This window comes from Cupriavidus pauculus (assembly GCF_008801835.1).
GTDB classification, from domain to species: Bacteria; Pseudomonadota; Gammaproteobacteria; order Burkholderiales; family Burkholderiaceae; genus Cupriavidus; species Cupriavidus pauculus.
The window spans coordinates 1-16,686 of record NZ_VZOW01000034.1; the positions used below are offsets into that span (position 1 = coordinate 1).

Annotated in this window: 13 protein-coding genes and 2 riboswitches; of the genes, 9 read left to right on the forward strand and 4 right to left on the reverse strand. The window is 66.3% G+C overall.

From position 1 onward, the window contains the following. Window positions 1-403, forward strand: a 403-nt coding sequence (locus tag F7R19_RS24130; protein WP_150982258.1) for a c-type cytochrome, incomplete at its 5' end; no start/stop codon positions are given. A gap of 250 nt (window positions 404-653) precedes the next feature. On the opposite strand, the gene hemN is transcribed toward F7R19_RS24130, so the two are convergent. Further along, on the reverse strand, window positions 654-2,174 hold the full coding sequence (gene hemN, locus F7R19_RS24135; RefSeq protein ID WP_150982259.1) for an oxygen-independent coproporphyrinogen III oxidase: 1,521 nt from the start codon (window positions 2,172-2,174) through the stop codon (window positions 654-656). Window positions 2,175-2,440: 266 nt separating this feature from the next. Here hemN and F7R19_RS24140 point away from each other — a divergent pair, with 266 nt between their 5' ends. Continuing rightward, complete coding sequence (locus tag F7R19_RS24140) at window positions 2,441-3,613, forward strand: ABC transporter substrate-binding protein (RefSeq protein ID WP_150982260.1); 1,173 nt, start codon at window positions 2,441-2,443, stop codon at window positions 3,611-3,613. A 125-nt stretch (window positions 3,614-3,738) separates the two neighbouring features. On the opposite strand, the gene F7R19_RS24145 is transcribed toward F7R19_RS24140, so the two are convergent. From F7R19_RS24145 to F7R19_RS24155, 3 genes are all read right to left on the reverse strand, one after another. Then, the gene (locus tag F7R19_RS24145) at window positions 3,739-5,034 is read right to left on the reverse strand and encodes an ATP-binding protein (protein WP_150982261.1); all 1,296 of its coding nucleotides are present in this window, start codon (window positions 5,032-5,034) and stop codon (window positions 3,739-3,741) included. A 4-nt stretch (window positions 5,035-5,038) separates the two neighbouring features. Beyond that, a complete protein-coding gene (locus tag F7R19_RS24150; protein ID WP_061953451.1) occupies window positions 5,039-5,770 on the reverse strand; it encodes a response regulator in 732 nt (243 codons plus the stop codon). Between the two features lie 363 nt (window positions 5,771-6,133). Continuing rightward, window positions 6,134-8,227 carry a UvrD-helicase domain-containing protein gene (locus F7R19_RS24155; protein WP_150982262.1) on the reverse strand — a complete coding sequence of 698 codons (2,094 nt, stop codon included), beginning with the start codon at window positions 8,225-8,227 and terminating at the stop codon, window positions 6,134-6,136. A 272-nt stretch (window positions 8,228-8,499) separates the two neighbouring features. Here F7R19_RS24155 and F7R19_RS24160 point away from each other — a divergent pair, with 272 nt between their 5' ends. The 7 genes from F7R19_RS24160 to F7R19_RS24190 all read left to right on the forward strand — a co-directional run bounded on the left by F7R19_RS24160 (window position 8,500) and on the right by F7R19_RS24190 (window position 16,644). Then, complete coding sequence (locus F7R19_RS24160) at window positions 8,500-8,724, forward strand: glycine zipper 2TM domain-containing protein (protein ID WP_150982263.1); 225 nt, start codon at window positions 8,500-8,502, stop codon at window positions 8,722-8,724. Window positions 8,725-8,809: 85 nt separating this feature from the next. Further along, window positions 8,810-8,897: riboswitch (glycine riboswitch) on the forward strand. 21 nt (window positions 8,898-8,918) lie between these two features. Further along, a riboswitch (glycine riboswitch) is annotated at window positions 8,919-9,038 on the forward strand. Between the two features lie 90 nt (window positions 9,039-9,128). Then, the gene (gene gcvT, locus F7R19_RS24165; RefSeq protein ID WP_150982264.1) at window positions 9,129-10,256 is read left to right on the forward strand and encodes a glycine cleavage system aminomethyltransferase GcvT; all 1,128 of its coding nucleotides are present in this window, start codon (window positions 9,129-9,131) and stop codon (window positions 10,254-10,256) included. Between the two features lie 113 nt (window positions 10,257-10,369). Continuing rightward, window positions 10,370-10,750, forward strand: coding sequence for a glycine cleavage system protein GcvH (gene gcvH / locus F7R19_RS24170; RefSeq protein ID WP_061953445.1), 381 nt, complete (start codon window positions 10,370-10,372; stop codon window positions 10,748-10,750). Window positions 10,751-10,825: 75 nt separating this feature from the next. After that, window positions 10,826-13,750: an aminomethyl-transferring glycine dehydrogenase gene (gcvP, locus tag F7R19_RS24175; RefSeq protein WP_150982265.1), complete on the forward strand. Its 2,925-nt coding sequence runs from the start codon at window positions 10,826-10,828 to the stop codon at window positions 13,748-13,750. A 109-nt stretch (window positions 13,751-13,859) separates the two neighbouring features. Next, window positions 13,860-14,408, forward strand: a complete 549-nt coding sequence (locus tag F7R19_RS24180; protein WP_061953441.1) for a DUF421 domain-containing protein — start codon at window positions 13,860-13,862, stop codon at window positions 14,406-14,408. A 45-nt stretch (window positions 14,409-14,453) separates the two neighbouring features. Further along, on the forward strand, window positions 14,454-15,830 hold the full coding sequence (locus tag F7R19_RS24185; RefSeq protein WP_061953439.1) for an L-serine ammonia-lyase: 1,377 nt from the start codon (window positions 14,454-14,456) through the stop codon (window positions 15,828-15,830). A 67-nt stretch (window positions 15,831-15,897) separates the two neighbouring features. Then, on the forward strand, window positions 15,898-16,644 hold the full coding sequence (locus F7R19_RS24190; RefSeq protein ID WP_061953437.1) for an MBL fold metallo-hydrolase: 747 nt from the start codon (window positions 15,898-15,900) through the stop codon (window positions 16,642-16,644). Window positions 16,645-16,686: the final 42 nt, after the last annotated feature.

Here is a 16,686-nt window from a genome sequence, read left to right on the forward strand (position 1 = left end):
CGCCCCGGCGGCTGGCGCAGCCACGCAGGCCGCGGCCTCGGCTCCGGCAGCGCCTGAAGCGGCCGCTGCGGCTGCCGCCGCGCCAGCAGCGCCTGTGGCCGCTGCAGCACCGGCTCCGGCACCCGCTGCGGCGGCTCCTGCTGCGGCTCCGGCAGCAGCGTCGGCCGATACGGGCAAGAAAGTCTACGAACAGGTTTGTGCCGCTTGCCACGCCGCTGGCGTTGCCGGCGCGCCCAAGTTCGGCGACAAGGCGGCCTGGGCGCCGCGTCTGAAGGAAGGCATGGACGCCGTGCACAACTATGCGCTCAAGGGCAAGGGCGTGATGCCGCCCAAGGGTGGCTATGCCGGCCCGGACGCGGACGTGATCGCCGCTGCCGACTACATGGCCAACGCCGCAAAGTAAGCCGACGAATCGGCCGCCGAACAGGTGGCCGGGTTGGCCAGCCGATATCGGTCACCGATCCAGCAAAAAGCCCGCGAAGAAGTTCGCGGGCTTTTTCTTTGCGCCGGGCCACGGCCGCCTGTCATCGACGGTTCGCCATCAACCATTCGCCGACTGCTCTCGACCCACCGCCAGCCATTGGCTGCGTGCGATCGGGCGCACCTGACGTGACCGGTCGCTCCGCCGGATGCGCGGCGCTACCCGACGCCGCTCAGACAACGCGCGAATAGCGCAGCGGAATCGGCTTAGCGTCGCCGACGGCCGTGGCCTGCGGCGGGCGCGCTGCGTCATCGCGCAGGTAACGATCGAAAACCATTGCCACGCGACGCACCAGCAGGCGGCCGAGCGATGTGATCTCGATGCGCGCGGGCGTGCGTCGCACCAGATTGTCCTGCGCCAGGGCGTCGAGATCGGCCAGTTCCGCGGCGAACGTCGTGCCGAAATCGATCCGATGCTCTGCCTCCACGGCCGCAATATCGAGCACGCCGTTGCACATCAACGCGCCGATGATGCGTTTGCGCAGATGATCGTCCGGCGACATCTCGAAGCCCCGGATGATCGGCAGCCGATTGGCGTCGAGCGCGGCGTAGTAGTCGTCCGTGGTGCGCGCGTTCTGCACGTAATGCCCGGCCACAGCGCCGATCGCCGATACGCCCAGGCCGATCTGGTCGTAGCCGGCGTGCGTGGCGTAGCCCTGAAAGTTGCGTTGCAAACGCCCTTCACGCTGGGCGATGGCAAGGTCGTCGTCGGGCAGCGCGAAATGGTCCATGCCGATGTAAACGTACCCGGCGGCGGTCAATCGTTCGATCGTCGACACCAGAATATCGAGCTTCTCGGCCGCGGGCGGCAGCGAGGCGGCGTCAATACGACGCTGCGGCTTGAACACGTGCGGCAGATGGGCATAGCTGTAGACCGACAGCCGATCCGGACGCAGCGTCAGCACGCGATCGATGGTGGCGTTGAAACGCGCGGTCGTCTGGTGCGGCAGGCCGTAGATCAGGTCCATGCTGATCGACTGAAACCCAAGCCGCCGCGCCGCCGTGACCACGGCGCGCGTTTCGTCATAGGACTGCACACGATGGATTGCCGCCTGTACCTCGGGATCGAAATCCTGCACGCCCAGGCTGATGCGGTTGAAGCCCAGTTCCGACAATAAATCCATGCGCGCGTCGGTGACGCGGCGCGGGTCGATTTCGATCGAATGTTCGCCGTCGGCAAGCAGGTCGAAATGCCGGCGCAGCGCCGCCATTACGCCGCGCATCTCGTCCGGGTCAAGGAATGTCGGCGTGCCGCCGCCCCAGTGCAACTGCATGACGGCGCGGCGCTGGCCCAGCCGGTCGGACACCATCGCCATTTCCCGCGCCAGATAGTCGACATATTGCGCACTACGGCCGTGATCCTTGGTGATGATCTTGTTGCAGCCGCAGTAGTAGCAAATGTTCTCGCAGAACGGAATGTGGACGTATAGCGATAACGGCGCCGGCGCATTAGCGCGGCAGAAGTCCAGCGCCCGCAGGTAGCCGGCGTCGCCCATTTCGGCGTGGAAGCGGTCGGCGGTAGGGTAGGACGTATAACGCGGCCCGTTGCCGTCGATGCGACCGGCGAGGCTGCGAAAATCGGCCAGCGCGCAACGGTCAAAGGCCGTGGCATCGGATATCGGCGACGTGGATGGGGAAGAGGATCGAGGCGCGGATCGCAGTGCGGGCTGAGAGGCGGATTGGGGGGCGGACATAGTGGATTTTCGAGATCGTGGGCGCAATTAGCGATCGATGCTATGCCTTGCCTCGCGGCGCAACATTGATGCGCGTCAAACCCGGGGCAACGCTGCGCCGGATAGCCCGCCGAAGTGGGGCACGAAGTCTGTCGAAAGTCACGGAACGGTCATCAAGCGCCGATAGTCTCGGCCCGGCTCGCACAAGCGCCGCTGTATCCGCCGTGGTCGCTGTGTCCGCCGCATAACCATTTCCCGATTCCATCGCACTTTCAGAGTCCGCTGCCATGCGCCCAGCCTTGCCGCAGTCGATATCGTCTTGCGCGCCCGCATCGGCCGGCCGACGCCGCGCCCTGCAGGGGCTGGCGGCGCTGGCTTCGGCCGCCGCGTTGCCCCAAGCGCTGGCCCAGCCGGCCATGACGGTCGCGCGCCGTCAGTTGGTGGTGGGTCACCTGGTCGATCGGGTCGGTTCGCAGGCCGACCTCGCCCGCGACTACCTGGCCGGTGCGAAGGTGATGTTCGATGCAGTCAATGCGTCGCCGGGAAGCTATGGCGGCCTGCGCATCGTGCATGTGGTTCGCGATGCCGATCCCGATGCGCGCGGTGCTGTGGCGCAGGCCACCGCGCTGGCCGACTCCGAGCGCGCGGACATCCTGTTCGGGCCGGGCGATGCCGTGCTGCCCGCGCTGGCCGCTTCGCCCGAACTGGCGCGACGCGGCGTGCAGATCGTCGCGCCGCTATCGGGTCTGGCCCTCACCGCGGAAAACGTCTGGTTCACCCGGGCCGACTATCAGTCCGAAATCGACGCGGCGGTGCGGCAGTTGCACAGCTATGGCTTGAGCGGGATCGCGCTGGCGGTGTCGCCGGACTTCGCCGCGGGTACGCTTGCGTCGGGCTCGCCCTGGCTGACGCGGCTGGAAACGGCAATGTCCACGCGCGCCGTGCCCCTGACCGGCAACGCCGACGATTGCGCGCGGCGCATTGCGGCGGCACGGCCGGGCGCGGTGGTGGTGGCAGGCGACACGCTGGCCTACGGCAGCCTGGGACGCGCGTTGGCGGCACGGAACTGGTACGGTTTTCTGGTGGGATTGTCGGCGGTCAGTCCGGCGTCGGCGCGCGAGATTCTTGGTGCGCACTACGCGGGCGGCATGGTGGTGACGCAGATTGCGCCGGGGCCGCAGGAATCGACGCTGCGCGTGGTGAAGGAACACGTGGCGCGCATGAAGCAATATCTCGACGAACCGCCGTCGCCGGCCACGCTGGCTGGCTACATTGGCGCGGCATGGCTGGTGCGTGCAGCGGCCGGCATGCGGACCAATGGCGTCGTGGAATTGCGGCGCGTCTTGCAGACCCGCATCGATGTCGGCGATTTCACGCTCGATTTCACGCGCGGGCTGCGCGGTTCGCAATACGTGCAACTGGCGCCGATCGGCAAGAGCGGCCTGCCGCAACGCGCCTGAGCCCGGTCAAGGCCGCGTGGCCCGGGCACGCGTCGCCATCGCTTGGCCGCGGGCTGTCGATTCGTCGACACATCGACCCATCGCCATCCGTTTATCCGTCGGCGCGGCGGGCGCGGCGGCGTCGCTCAGCCGCGCGGCAGCGTGATGCTGACGCGCAAACCGCCTTCGGCGCGATTGGTCAATGTCAGTTCGCCGCCATGACGCGCGACGATATCTGCAGCAATCGACAGGCCCATGCCCACGCCCCCGGTGGCGCGGCTGCGCGACGATTCCACGCGATAGAACGGTTCCAGCACGCGCTGCAGTTCGGCCGGCGGAATGCCGGGACCGTTGTCGCACACATCGATGGCGACGCGCTCGGGGCTATCGGCCAGGATGATATGCGCGGCGCCGCCGTAGCGATGCGCGTTCTCGACGAGATTGACCACCGCGCGGCGCAGTTCGGCGGGATACGCGAGCAGCGGCGTGGCCTCGCCGGACAGCCGCACGTCCTGTCCCAATTCCTGCGCGTCGTCGACGATCGCCTGCAGCAGCGCCAGCACATCTACGCGCTGGCGCGGACCCGTGGCGTCGTCGCGCTCGCGGAGGTAGTAAAGCGTGGCGTCGATCAGCCCGTTCATCTCGGCCAAGTCCTGGCGCAGCCGGTACCGCACGTCGTTGTCCTCGATGCGCTCGATGCGCAGGCTCATGCGCGTCAGCGGCGTGCGCAGGTCGTGCGAGACGGCGGCCAGGAAGCGCGACTGCTGCGCCAGCTGGGTGCGGATCCGTTGCTGCATCAGGTTCAGCGCGCGCGTCGCCTCGCGCGCTTCCGCGGGGCCGGTGTCTTCATCGAGCGGCGGCGCGTGGACGTCCTGGGCCAGGCGATTGGCGCCGCTGGCCAGTTGCTGCACGGGCCGCGCCAGCAGGCGGGCGCCGACCAGCGAGGCGATCAGGATCGCCAGCAACTGAAACAGCATGCCAAGGTGCGGCGGCCAGATGCCGCGAATGTGAAAGCCCTGTGGCGGCCCCTGTTGTCCGCGCGGCGGCGCGAACATGCCCGGCGGCGGCGGGCGCACGCCATCGGCACGCGGCGGGCCGTCGCCATTGTTGCCGCTCGGAGGAGGGCCACCGGCCCGCCCCAGCATGCGGTCGAGCAGATTGGGCGGGGGCGCTGCCGGACGTGGCAAACCGGCCGCTTGCGCTTCGGATGCGGCGCGTCGCATGCGTTCCATGTAGCGCTCGGATCCAGGGCGCGGAAATACGTTCTCGATCACGGTCACGCCCAGGATGTGAACGGCGAGCATGATGGCGGCCATGACGAAGAACAGCCGCATGAACATCGAGTTGAAGCGTCTGCGCGGCACGCGGGCGTCGCTGCCGGAAGCGGGCTTGATGGCCGCGACGCCGTCGGCGTCGGCGGACGGCGGAGTGACGGCGGCCATCGGATCAGTGCTCCACGTTGCCGGTGAACACGTACCCTTCGCCGCGCACGGTGCGGATCAAGGCCGAATCGCGCGGATCGTCGCGCAGCTTCTGACGCAGGCGCGAGACCAGCAAGTCGATGCTGCGGTCGAAGACGTCGAGGTCGCGCCCGCGTGCATTGTTGATCAGCATCTCGCGATCGAGCACGCGATTGGGATGCTCGATAAAGGTCAGCAGCAGGCGGAACTCCGCGTTCGACAGCGGCACCACGGTGTCTTCCGCGTCCACCAACTGGCGCAGCGTGGTGTTCAGGCGCCAATTCGCAAAGCGCGTTTCATGGCCGCCCGTCACCGGCGCCGGACGTCGTGTCTCGCCCCGGCTGCGCCGCAGCACGGTGTGGATGCGCGCCACCAGTTCGCGCATTTCGAACGGCTTGGTCACATAGTCGTCGGCACCGACTTCGAGACCGACCACGCGGTCGGCCAGTTCGGTGCGCGCGGTCAGCATGATCACCGGGAGGTCGCTGCTATCGCGAATCTCGCGGCACAACGTCAGGCCGTTTTCCCCGGGCAGCGACAGGTCCAGGATGAGCAGGTCGTAATCGTGCTGCGTCATGGCGGTGCGCATGGCGGCGCCGCCGTCCGCGCCGTCGGCTTCCATGCCGAACGTGGCGAGATATTCGGCCAGCATGGTGCGGATCTGGGGATCGTCGTCGACAACCAGGAGGCGGATGGGCAGAGCGGGAGACAGATCCATGATGAGAGCGCAGTGCGGGTGTGGCCGCGGGGGCAAACCAGACGAAAAGCCAGGCAGCGCCGGTCGGCGCCGGACACTGTCAGGAGCGCCAATTTACCAGCTTGCTTCTTACAGGCGATGCCGGTTTTGTATCAATCCTGATACGTGCGGTATTCGCCATGCGCGAGCGCGCGACGCATAGAAAAAAACGCCCCCGGTGCTGCCGCAGCCGGGAGCGTTCAACAGGGAAGAAGCCGGGCCAGCATGCTCGCCCAGCTACACCGCCACCGAAGGGTAGGCGCGGTGTGGCGCAAGAAACGTCGAGACGTTTCGCGCGACGCCAATCCTATTGAGCTTGATGCCCGGAATCTTGTCGGGCTTGTATCAGGCGCCGCCCGTGGCGGGCTTGCCGAGCAGCGCCTTCAGCCCGGCCAGCCGGTCCTTCGGGCTCATCGCCGGCGTCTGGTCCTGCGGCGCGGGGCCGTCTTCGAGCTTCATTTCGGCGATGAAGCGCGACGGCTCGCACGAATAGGTCTCCCGCGCGCGCTTGCGTTTCTTGCACCACGTGATCTGCAGGCTGCGCTGGGCCCGCGTGATACCGACGTACATCAGGCGGCGCTCTTCCTCGATCTTGTCGTCGCCCATCTCTTCGTCTTCGCGCGCGTGAGGCAGGATGCCCTCCTCCACGCCAACCAGAAATACGTGCGGATATTCGAGGCCCTTGGACGCATGCAGCGTCGACAGCCGCACCGCGTCGGGGTCTTCCTCGCGGCCTTCTAGCATGCTCATCAGCGCCACGGTCTGCGTCAGTTCGAGCAGGTTCTTGCCCTCGTCGGCAAAGCCATCGGCGTTGTCGAAACCGGTGGCCTCGCCCTCGCCGTCCGGCTCCGGGCGCGTGCCCTTGCGCTTGAGCCAGTCGAGAAATTCCAGCGTGTTGGTCCAGCGCGATTGCGCCTGGCGTTCGTCGAAGGTGTCGTACAGGTACGCCTCGTAGTGGATGCCTTCCATCAGGTCGTCGAGCACCACGGTGGCAGGGTCGCGCGCGGCGCGATCGGCCAGCCGCACCATCGATTCGCAAAACACGCGCAGCGGTTCCAGCTGGCGCGGCTGCAGCTTGGCCTCGATGCCGCCCATCATCGCCGCTTCGAACAGCGACACCTTGGCCTGCCCCGCAAACGTGCCCAAGGCTTCCAGCGTGGTGTTGCCCACGCCGCGGCGCGGGGTGGTGATGGCACGGATGAACGCGGGATCGTCGTCGGGATTGGCAATCAGGCGCAGATAGGCGCAGATGTCCTTGATTTCCGCCTTGTCGAAGAAACTCTGGCCGCCCGACAACACATACGGAATCCGCTCGCGGCGCAAAATCTGTTCGAACAGGCGCGCCTGGTGATTGCCGCGATAGAGAATCGCGTAGTCGCGAAACTGCGCGCGGCGTTCGAACTTGTGCGCCGACAGGCGAAACACCACCGATTCCGCCTCGTGCTCCTCGTCGTTCATCGGATGCACGGCGATCGGATCGCCCATGCCGTGCTCGGACCACAGCTTCTTGTCGAACAGTTTCGGATTGTTGGCGATCACCGCGTTGGCCGCTTCCAGGATGCGCACCGTGGAACGGTAGTTCTGTTCGAGCTTGATGACCTTGAGGTCCGGGAAATCGGTTTGCAGCAGGCGCAGGTTATCGAGCGTGGCGCCACGCCAGCCATAGATGGCCTGGTCATCGTCGCCCACGGCCGTGAAGGCCGCCGCGCGCAGATGCGATCCGCCGGCCAGCAGCTTGAGCAACTGATACTGGCACGCGTTGGTGTCCTGGTATTCGTCGACCAGGAAATAGCGCAGCCGGTTCTGCCATTTCAGACGCACCGCCTCGTCACGCGCGAACAACTCGGCCGGCAGGCGGATCAGGTCGTCGAAATCAACCGCCTGGTAAGCGTGCAGCGTCGCCACGTAGTTGCGATACACCATCGCGGCCTGGTGCTCGTCGGCATCGGCGGCCTGTGCCAGCGCGGTTTCGGGATCGACCATGCCGTTCTTCCACAGCGAAATCGTGCTTTGCACGCGGCGGATCAACTTCTTGTCGGTGGTGCCAAGCTGCTCCTGCACCAGGCCGAAACAGTCGTCCGAATCCATGATGGAAAACTGCGGCTTCAACCCGACATGCTCGGCTTCCATGCGCAAGATTTGCACGCCGAGCGAGTGAAACGTACAAACGGTGAGCTGCTTGAGCGGAATGCGCTTACCTTCCCGCGTGGTTTTGCCCTCCATGAGCTTCGCGATACGCTCCTGCATCTCTTTCGCCGCTTTATTGGTGAATGTGACGGCGGCGATATGGCGCGGCTCGAACCCCTTGTCCTCGATAAGGTGCGCAATTTTCTGCGTGATCACGCGCGTCTTGCCCGAGCCGGCGCCCGCCAGCACAAGGCAGGGGCCATCCAGATAGCGCACAGCTTCGGATTGCGCGGCGTTCAGTCCGTGGGTCATGGGGCGGGAAATCGAAACAGGCGGGATGACGAAAGATGCACGCGCGAAAGACCGCGCGGCGGAGGCGAGGATGTTAACACGCTGCTACGGTGTCGGGCGGCGTCCGACAGGAGGCGTTTCAGGCAGGTAACAATCGTAAATCGGGCTCGGTTGGGGCATGGAGATTGCCTCTTACCTGTCACGACCGCGCGGTTTTGCGCGTTGCGCGACCGGCGCGGCGGACACTCAACACATCGCAAACGATGGCATTCGATGAAAAGAAGGAGCCCAACATGAAGACGCTTCGCACCCTTTCGAAAGTCGCCCTGATCGGCGCAACGCTTGTGACCTTTGCCGGCTGTGCGGACATGACGCCCAAGCAGCGCAACACCGCGATCGGTGCGGGCGCAGGTGCGCTGGGCGGCGCGGTCCTGACCGACGGCAGCGCGCTCGGCACGCTCGGCGGCGCGGCCGTGGGCGGCGTGGCGGGTAACGTGGTGACCAAGGACCGCCGCTGATAGCCCTGCGCGGCGCACGGACGGGACCGGCATCTCCTTTGTCAGGGGCCGTTTGACAAAGGTAGGACGGTCCCGTACATTCTCGCGCATCCGGCCGGGAGAGCGCGCAGCGACTGCGCCGCCGAAGGGGAACCACCCGAAAACTCTCAGGCACCATGGACCGACCGGATCGGCATGCAACATGCACACAATGCATGCCGCACTCTGGAGAGCGACATCCGCCACGGCGTCACGCCTGGTGAGCATGTCCACCGAAGGGGCGCACGAAGCCAAGGCTTCGTAATCTCTCAGGTATCGAGGACAGAGGGGTCATCCGCCGCAGCGGATCGTTCGCACTTTTGTGCGGCCGAGCGCTGCGGCGGATGACCCTTTTTTCGTTTTCGAAACCGCCCCCGAGGATATCCATGACGCTCCAGGCCACGCCCCTCAATGCCATCCACCGCGCACTCGGCGCCCGCATGGTCGACTTCGGCGGCTGGGACATGCCGGTGAACTACGGTTCGCAGATCGAGGAACACAACGCCGTACGCGCCGACGCCGGCATGTTCGACGTCTCGCACATGTGCGTGGTCGACCTGACCGGTGCCAACACCCGCACATTCCTGCGCGGCCTGCTGGCCAACAATGTGGACAAGCTGCAAACGCCGGGCAAGGCGCTGTATTCGTGCATGCTCGACGAAAAAGGCGGCGTGATCGACGACCTGATCGTCTACTTCTTCGCCGAAGACCATTTCCGTCTGGTCGTCAACGCCAGCACCGCCATCGGCGACATCGAGTGGATCCAGTCGCGCAACGTGGCCACCGACGCCCGCGTGACGATCACACCGCGACGCGGTGACGTGGCGCCGGCCAGCGTCGGCAAGCTCGCCATCGTGGCGGTGCAGGGCCCGAATGCGCGCGCCAAGGTCTACCAGGCTTTCCCTTCCACGCAACCTGCCGACGCCCTGAAGCCGTTCAACGCGCTGGTCGTGCAAGACCCCGAAATGGGCGAACTGATGATCGCGCGCACCGGTTACACCGGCGAGGATGGCTTCGAACTGGTGGTGCCCGCGGAGAATGTGGCGGGCATCTGGGAAAAGCTGTCGGCCGCGGGCGTGCGCCCGGCTGGCCTGGGCGCACGCGACACGCTGCGCCTGGAAGCCGGCATGAACCTGTACGGCCAGGACATGGATATCCACACCTCTCCGCTCGACGCCGGGCTGGCGTGGACCGTCGATCTGGCGAGCGAGCGCGATTTCGTCGGCAAATCGGCACTGCTGGCCAGCGGCCAGTGCAAGACCTTCGCCGGGCTGATCCTGCGCGACAAGGGCGGCGTGCTGCGCGCGCACCAGAAAGTGATCACCGCGGCCGGCCCCGGGGAAATCACCAGCGGCACCTTCAGCCCGTCGCTGCAGCAATCGATCGCCTTTGCCAGCCTGCCCAAGGACGTTGCGCCCGGCACCGACGTACAAGTAGAAATCCGCGACCGCAAACTGACCGCGACTGTGGTTAAACTGCCGTTTGTGCGCAATGGCAAGGCACTCGTGAGCTGAGGCATCGGCCCCGCTTCACATCCAACGGTCGCCCTTTCACCCGCGCTGCGCGAGCCCTTTGGCAGCGGCCGGGTGCCGGAAACAAGAATCACACTGCATTGACGGAGAACCTCATGAATTTCCCCGCTGACCTGAAATACACCGAGTCGCACGAATGGGTGCGCGTTGAAGCCGACGGCACGCTGACCATCGGCATTACCGATCACGCGCAGGATGCGCTGGGCGACATCGTCTTCCTGGAACTGCCCGAGGTAGGCAAGTCGGTGGGCGCCGGCGACGCACTGGCCGTGGTCGAGTCCGTCAAGGCGGCCTCCGACATCTATGCCCCGGTGGCCGGCGAAGTCATCGCCACCAACGACGCCGCGTCGGCCTCGCCCGAATCGGTCAATGCCAACGCCTTCGACGCATGGCTGTTCAAGCTCAAGCCGGCCAACGCCGACGACGTGAACGGCCTGATGAACGTCGACGCCTACAAGGCCAGCGTCGGCGCCTGACGCCCCGACGGTTTGATGCCCCGCGCGGCGGTCCGGCCGACCACCGGCCGCCGCGCCCCCCACGAGATTCTTGCCATGAACGCCCCGCTTCCCATGAACGCTGCCGCACAAGGTGCACGGCCCACGCTGGCCGAACTGGAGGCGCGCGACGCCTTCGCTTCCCGTCATATCGGCCCGGACGCCGCCGAACAGCAACACATGCTCAAGGTGCTTGGCTACGACAGCCGCGAGGCGCTGATCGACGCCGTGGTGCCCGCCGCCATCCGCCGCCGCGACGGCATGTCGCTCGGCGAATTCACCGCCCCGCTGACCGAGGAAGCCGCGCTGGCCAAGCTGCGCGGCCTGGCCGGCAAGAATCGCGTGCTCAAGAGCTTTATCGGCCAGGGCTACTACAACACGATCACGCCGGGCGTGGTGCTGCGCAACATCTTCGAGAATCCCGCCTGGTACACCGCGTACACGCCGTACCAGCCTGAAATCTCGCAGGGCCGCCTGGAAGCGATGCTGAACTTCCAGCAGATGATCACGGACCTGACCGGCCTCGATATCGCCAACGCCTCGATGCTGGACGAAGGCACCGCGGCCGCGGAAGCCATGACGCTGCTGCAGCGCGTGAACAAGCATGCGTCGAACACGTTCTACGTGGCGGACGACGTGCTGCCGCAGACGCTGGAAGTGATCCGCACACGCGCGCTGCCGCTGGGCATCGAGGTCAAGGTTGGCGCCGCCGTGGACGCCGCACAGGCCAACGCGTTCGGGGTGCTGCTGCAATACCCGGGCGTCAACGGCGACGTGGCCGACTATCGCGCGATTGCCGACGCCGTGCACGCCGCGGGCGGCCTGGTGGTGGCAGCCGCGGACCTGCTGGCGCTCACGCTGATCGCCGCGCCCGGCGAATGGGGTGCGGACGTCGCCGTCGGCAACTCGCAGCGCTTTGGCGTGCCGCTCGGCTTCGGCGGTCCGCATGCGGGTTACATGGCCGTGAAGGACGATTTCAAGCGATCGATGCCGGGCCGTCTGGTGGGCGTGACGATCGACGCGCAAGGCAACAAGGCGTATCGCCTGGCGCTGCAGACGCGCGAGCAGCATATCCGCCGCGAGAAGGCCACGTCGAACATCTGCACGGCGCAGGTCCTGCTGGCCGTGATGGCGTCGATGTACGCGGTCTACCATGGCCCGCAGGGCCTCAAGCGCATTGCGCAGCGCGTGCATCGCCTGACCGCCACGCTGGCGGCCGGCCTGAAGACGCTGGGCTACGCCCCGCTGAACGACACCTACTTCGACACGCTGACGCTGGAGACCGGCTTCAACACCGAAGCGTTCCACGCGGCCGCCACGGCGCGCGGCATCAACCTGCGCCACGCGGGTGCCACGCGCATCGGCATCTCGCTAGATGAAACCGCATCGCGCGACGACGTCATCGCGTTGTGGGAAATCTTCGCGCACGGCAAGCCCACGCCCGACTTCGACAAGACCGAGGCCTCGGTCGCCGATGGCTTCCCGGCCGCGCTGGCGCGCCAGAGCGCATACCTGACGCACCCGGTGTTCAACACGCATCATGCCGAGCACGAGATGCTGCGCTATCTGCGCTCCCTGGCCGACAAGGACCTGGCGCTGGACCGCACGATGATTCCGCTGGGTTCCTGCACGATGAAGCTCAACGCCACCAGCGAGATGATTCCGGTGACGTGGCCCGAGTTCAGCAACATCCATCCGTTCGCGCCGCTGGACCAGACCGTCGGCTATCGCGAAATGATCGACCAGTTGGAAGCCATGCTGTGCGCCGCCACCGGCTATGCCGCGGTGAGCCTGCAGCCCAACGCCGGCTCGCAGGGCGAATACGCCGGCCTGCTGATCATCCATGCGTATCACGCCAGCCGCGGCGAAAGCCATCGCGACATCTGCCTGATTCCGTCGTCGGCCCACGGCACCAATCCGGCGTCGGCGCAGATGGCCGGCATGAAGGTGGTGGTGGTGGCGTGCGACGAGAACGGTAACGTCGATCTCGAAGACCTCGCCCGCAAGGCCGAGCAGCACAGCAAGAACCTCGCCGCGATCATGATCACGTACCCGTCCACGCATGGCGTGTTCGAACAGGGCGTGCAGCAGATCTGCGACATCGTGCACAGGCACGGCGGCCAGGTCTATGTCGACGGCGCAAACATGAACGCGATGGTCGGCGTGGCCGCGCCGGGACAATTCGGCGGCGACGTCTCGCACCTGAACCTGCACAAGACGTTCTGCATTCCGCACGGCGGCGGCGGTCCGGGTGTCGGTCCGGTGGCGGTCGGCGCGCATCTGGCCGATTTCCTGCCGAACCAGGACAGCGTCGGCTATCGTCGCGACGACAACGGCATTGGCGGCGTATCGGCCGCGCCGTTCGGCTCGGCCAGCATCCTGCCGATCTCCTGGATGTACATCGCGATGATGGGCTCGGCTGGTCTGACCGCCGCCACGGAGAACGCGATCCTGGCCGCCAACTACGTCGCGCGGCGCCTGTCGCCGCACTACCCGGTGCTCTACACGGGCCAGCACGGGCTCGTCGCACATGAGTGCATCCTGGACCTGCGCCCGCTGCAGAAGTCGACCGGCATCAGCAACGAAGACGTGGCCAAGCGCCTGATGGACTACGGATTCCACGCCCCGACCATGAGCTTCCCGGTGCCGGGCACGCTGATGATCGAGCCGACCGAGAGCGAATCGTTGTACGAACTCGACCGCTTCATCGACGCCATGATCGCCATCCGCGGCGAAATCGCGCGGGTGGAAGACGGCAGCTTCGATCGCGACGACAATCCGCTCAAGCACGCGCCCCACACAGCGGCCGTGGTGGTGGCCGACAACTGGGATCGCAAGTACACGCGCGAGGAAGCCGCTTACCCGCTAGCCTCGCTGCGCACGCAGAAGTACTGGCCGCCGGTGGGCCGTGCCGACAACGTCTACGGTGACCGCAATCTGTTCTGCTCCTGCGTGCCGATGAGCGAGTACGCCGACGCGTGAGGCCGCGGCTGCGTCAGGCGACGTCCTATACACGCGGACGTCGCCGACGGGCTATGCTCAAGTTGCGGCCGCCGGCGTGCGGCGCGCCGCTTGAGCGGAGGTCTCTTTCATGTGGAATCTGAGTGCTCCCTGGTGGGAGTTCGTGCTACGCGGCCTGATTGTCTACGCGTCGATCCTGGTCTTGATGCGGGTGTCCGGCAAGCGGCAGATCGGGCAGTTGACGCCGTTCGATCTGGTTTTGCTGCTGATCATTTCGAACGCCGTGCAGAACGCGATGAACGCCGGCGACAACTCGGTGCTGGCCGGACTGATCCTGGCCGCCACGCTGTTCCTGGCCGACACCGCGCTCGGGTATGTGACCTGGCGTAGTCGGCGCATCGAGTCGATCGTGGCCGGACGGCCGCAGATCGTGATCCATCAGGGGCAGGTGCTTGACGACGTGATGCGTCGGGAGCGGATCAGTGCGCCGGAACTGCACAAGGCGCTGCGCCGCAACGGCTGCACGCGCGTCGACGAAGTGCATTTCGCCATCCTTGAGACCGACGGCACGATCAGCGTCAAGATGAAAGAAGGCTCGCGCAACGCGTCGGACCATCCGGCCCCGGGCGAATTGTGGCGACAGCCAGACAAGTTCGATATCGACAACACGCCGGTCTAGCGCGCTCGAGCGCGCTCAGGCACCGGCATATTCCTGGAGTGCGTCGTGGCAGTCAGCGTCTTCGATCTGTTCAAGGTAGGCATCGGCCCGTCGAGTTCCCACACGGTTGGGCCGATGCGCGCGGCGCTGATGTTTGCGCAGGGACTCGACCGCGACGGCCTGCTGGCCGACGTGGCCAGCGTGCGCGTGGAGTTGTACGGGTCGCTGGGTGCCACCGGCAAGGGCCACGGCACCGACAAGGGCGTAATCCTGGGCCTGATGGGCGAAACGCCAGACACCGTCGATCCGGACACCATCGACGAAAAACTGGCCGCCATGCGGTCCGCCAAGCTGCTGACTCTGCTGGGCAAGCATACGGTGCCTTTTGCCGAACGCGAGCACATCGTGTTCTACCGGCGCGAGGCGATGGCCGAACATCCCAACGGCATGAAATTCCACGCCTGCAATGCCGATGGCACGGCCTTGCGCGAAGCGCGTTACCTGTCGGTCGGCGGCGGATTCGTCGTCACCGCCGGTGCGCCGAACACGCAGTTGCAGGCCGCCGAAAATCAGTTGCCGCATCCGTTCCGCAGCGGCCGCGCGATGCTCGACATGGCGCACGCCAGCGGCAAATCGATCGCGCAACTGATGATGGAGAACGAACTGACCTGGCGCTCCGAGCAGGAGGTGGTGGACGGTCTGCTACATATCTGGGACGTGATGCAGCAATGCGTGGCGCGCGGCTGTCGGACCGACGGCGAATTGCCCGGCCCGTTCAAGGTGAAGCGCCGCGCGCCGGAGCTGCATCGCAACCTGACCCTGCGCGCCGAGCGCACGCTGTCCGACCCGCTGTCGGTGATGGACTGGGTCAACCTCTACGCGATGGCCGTCAACGAGGAAAACGCGGCCGGCGGTCGCGTGGTGACCGCACCCACCAACGGCGCGGCCGGCATCATCCCCGCAGTGCTGCATTACTACGACCGCTTCGTGCCCGGCGCAAACCGGCAGGGCGTGGTGGATTTTCTGCTGACGGCCGGCGCGATCGGGTTGCTCTACAAGCTGAACGCGTCGATTTCGGGTGCGGAAGTGGGATGCCAGGGCGAAGTCGGCGTGGCCTGCTCGATGGCAGCCGGCGCGCTGGCCGCGGTGCTCGGCGGATCGCCCGAACAGGTCGAAAACGCGGCGGAAATCGGCATGGAACACAATCTCGGACTGACCTGCGACCCGGTGGGCGGGCTGGTGCAGATTCCGTGCATCGAACGCAACGCGATGGCTTCGGTCAAGGCGGTGAACGCGGCGCGCATGGCGCTGCGCGGCGACGGCACGCACTACGTCTCGCTGGATTCCGTGATCAAGACGATGCGCGAAACCGGCGCCGACATGAAGACCAAGTACAAGGAAACCGCGCGCGGCGGACTGGCCGTCAACATCGTCGAATGCTGACGCGGTTGCCGTCGCACGCCGGCGACGTATGATGGAAGCACTTCGGTTTGCCAATAAAAATACTGCCATGCAGACCTTCCATCAGCTTTTCGACGAAACGTCGTCCACCTTCACCTATCTGCTGATCGACGCAGACACGCGCGGCGCGATCCTGATCGATCCGGTCGACTGCCAGTGCGCGCGCGACCTCGATGTTCTGAACCAGACGGGCGCACGGCTTGCGTGGGTGGTGGAAACGCATGCGCACGCCGATCACATCACGTCTGCCGGCCACCTTGCCCAACTGACCGGCGCGCGCACCGCGGCGCCCTCGGGCTGCGACATCAAGCCCGCGCTGAAGCAGCTGATAGACGGCGACACGCTCGCCTTCGGCAACCAGGTGCTGCGCGCGATCCATACACCGGGCCATACCGCGGGCAGCATGAGCTACCTGTGGGAGGAAGCGACGCCGGACGGCGTGGTGCGCCGCATCTTCACCGGCGATGCGCTGCTGATCGACGGCTGCGGACGGACCGATTTCCAGTCGGGCGATGCCGGCACGCTGTTCGACAGCCTGACGCAGAAGCTGTTTCGCCTCCCCGATGACACGCGCGTCTATCCCGCGCATGACTACAAGGGCCGCACCGAATCGACCATCGGCCGCGAGCGCGCTACCAACAGCCGCGTGGCCGGGCGCACGCGCGACGAATTCGTCGCGATGATGCGCAATCTCAATTTGCCGCGCCCGAAGCTGATTGATATCGCGGTGCCGGCCAACCAGCAGCTCGGGCTCGTTCCCGGCCGCGACGGCGCCACCGTGCCACACGGCGCCTGAAGCGGCGTCCCGACGCTGCGTCGCGTCGGCCGACGCAGCGCA

Excerpts from the sequence above, each read along its gene's own strand:
- hemN (WP_150982259.1), bottom strand. The coding sequence starts at position 2,174 with ATGTCCGCCCCCCAATCCGCCTCTCAGCCCGCACTGCGATCCGCGCCT.
- F7R19_RS24140 (WP_150982260.1), top strand. The coding sequence starts at position 2,441 with ATGCGCCCAGCCTTGCCGCAGTCGATATCGTCTTGCGCGCCCGCATCG.
- F7R19_RS24145 (WP_150982261.1), bottom strand. The coding sequence starts at position 5,034 with ATGGCCGCCGTCACTCCGCCGTCCGCCGACGCCGACGGCGTCGCGGCC.
- F7R19_RS24150 (WP_061953451.1), bottom strand. The coding sequence starts at position 5,770 with ATGGATCTGTCTCCCGCTCTGCCCATCCGCCTCCTGGTTGTCGACGAC.
- F7R19_RS24155 (WP_150982262.1), bottom strand. The coding sequence starts at position 8,227 with ATGACCCACGGACTGAACGCCGCGCAATCCGAAGCTGTGCGCTATCTG.
- F7R19_RS24160 (WP_150982263.1), top strand. The coding sequence starts at position 8,500 with ATGAAGACGCTTCGCACCCTTTCGAAAGTCGCCCTGATCGGCGCAACG.
- gcvT (WP_150982264.1), top strand. The coding sequence starts at position 9,129 with ATGACGCTCCAGGCCACGCCCCTCAATGCCATCCACCGCGCACTCGGC.
- gcvH (WP_061953445.1), top strand. The coding sequence starts at position 10,370 with ATGAATTTCCCCGCTGACCTGAAATACACCGAGTCGCACGAATGGGTG.
- gcvP (WP_150982265.1), top strand. The coding sequence starts at position 10,826 with ATGAACGCCCCGCTTCCCATGAACGCTGCCGCACAAGGTGCACGGCCC.
- F7R19_RS24180 (WP_061953441.1), top strand. The coding sequence starts at position 13,860 with ATGTGGAATCTGAGTGCTCCCTGGTGGGAGTTCGTGCTACGCGGCCTG.
- F7R19_RS24190 (WP_061953437.1), top strand. The coding sequence starts at position 15,898 with ATGCAGACCTTCCATCAGCTTTTCGACGAAACGTCGTCCACCTTCACC.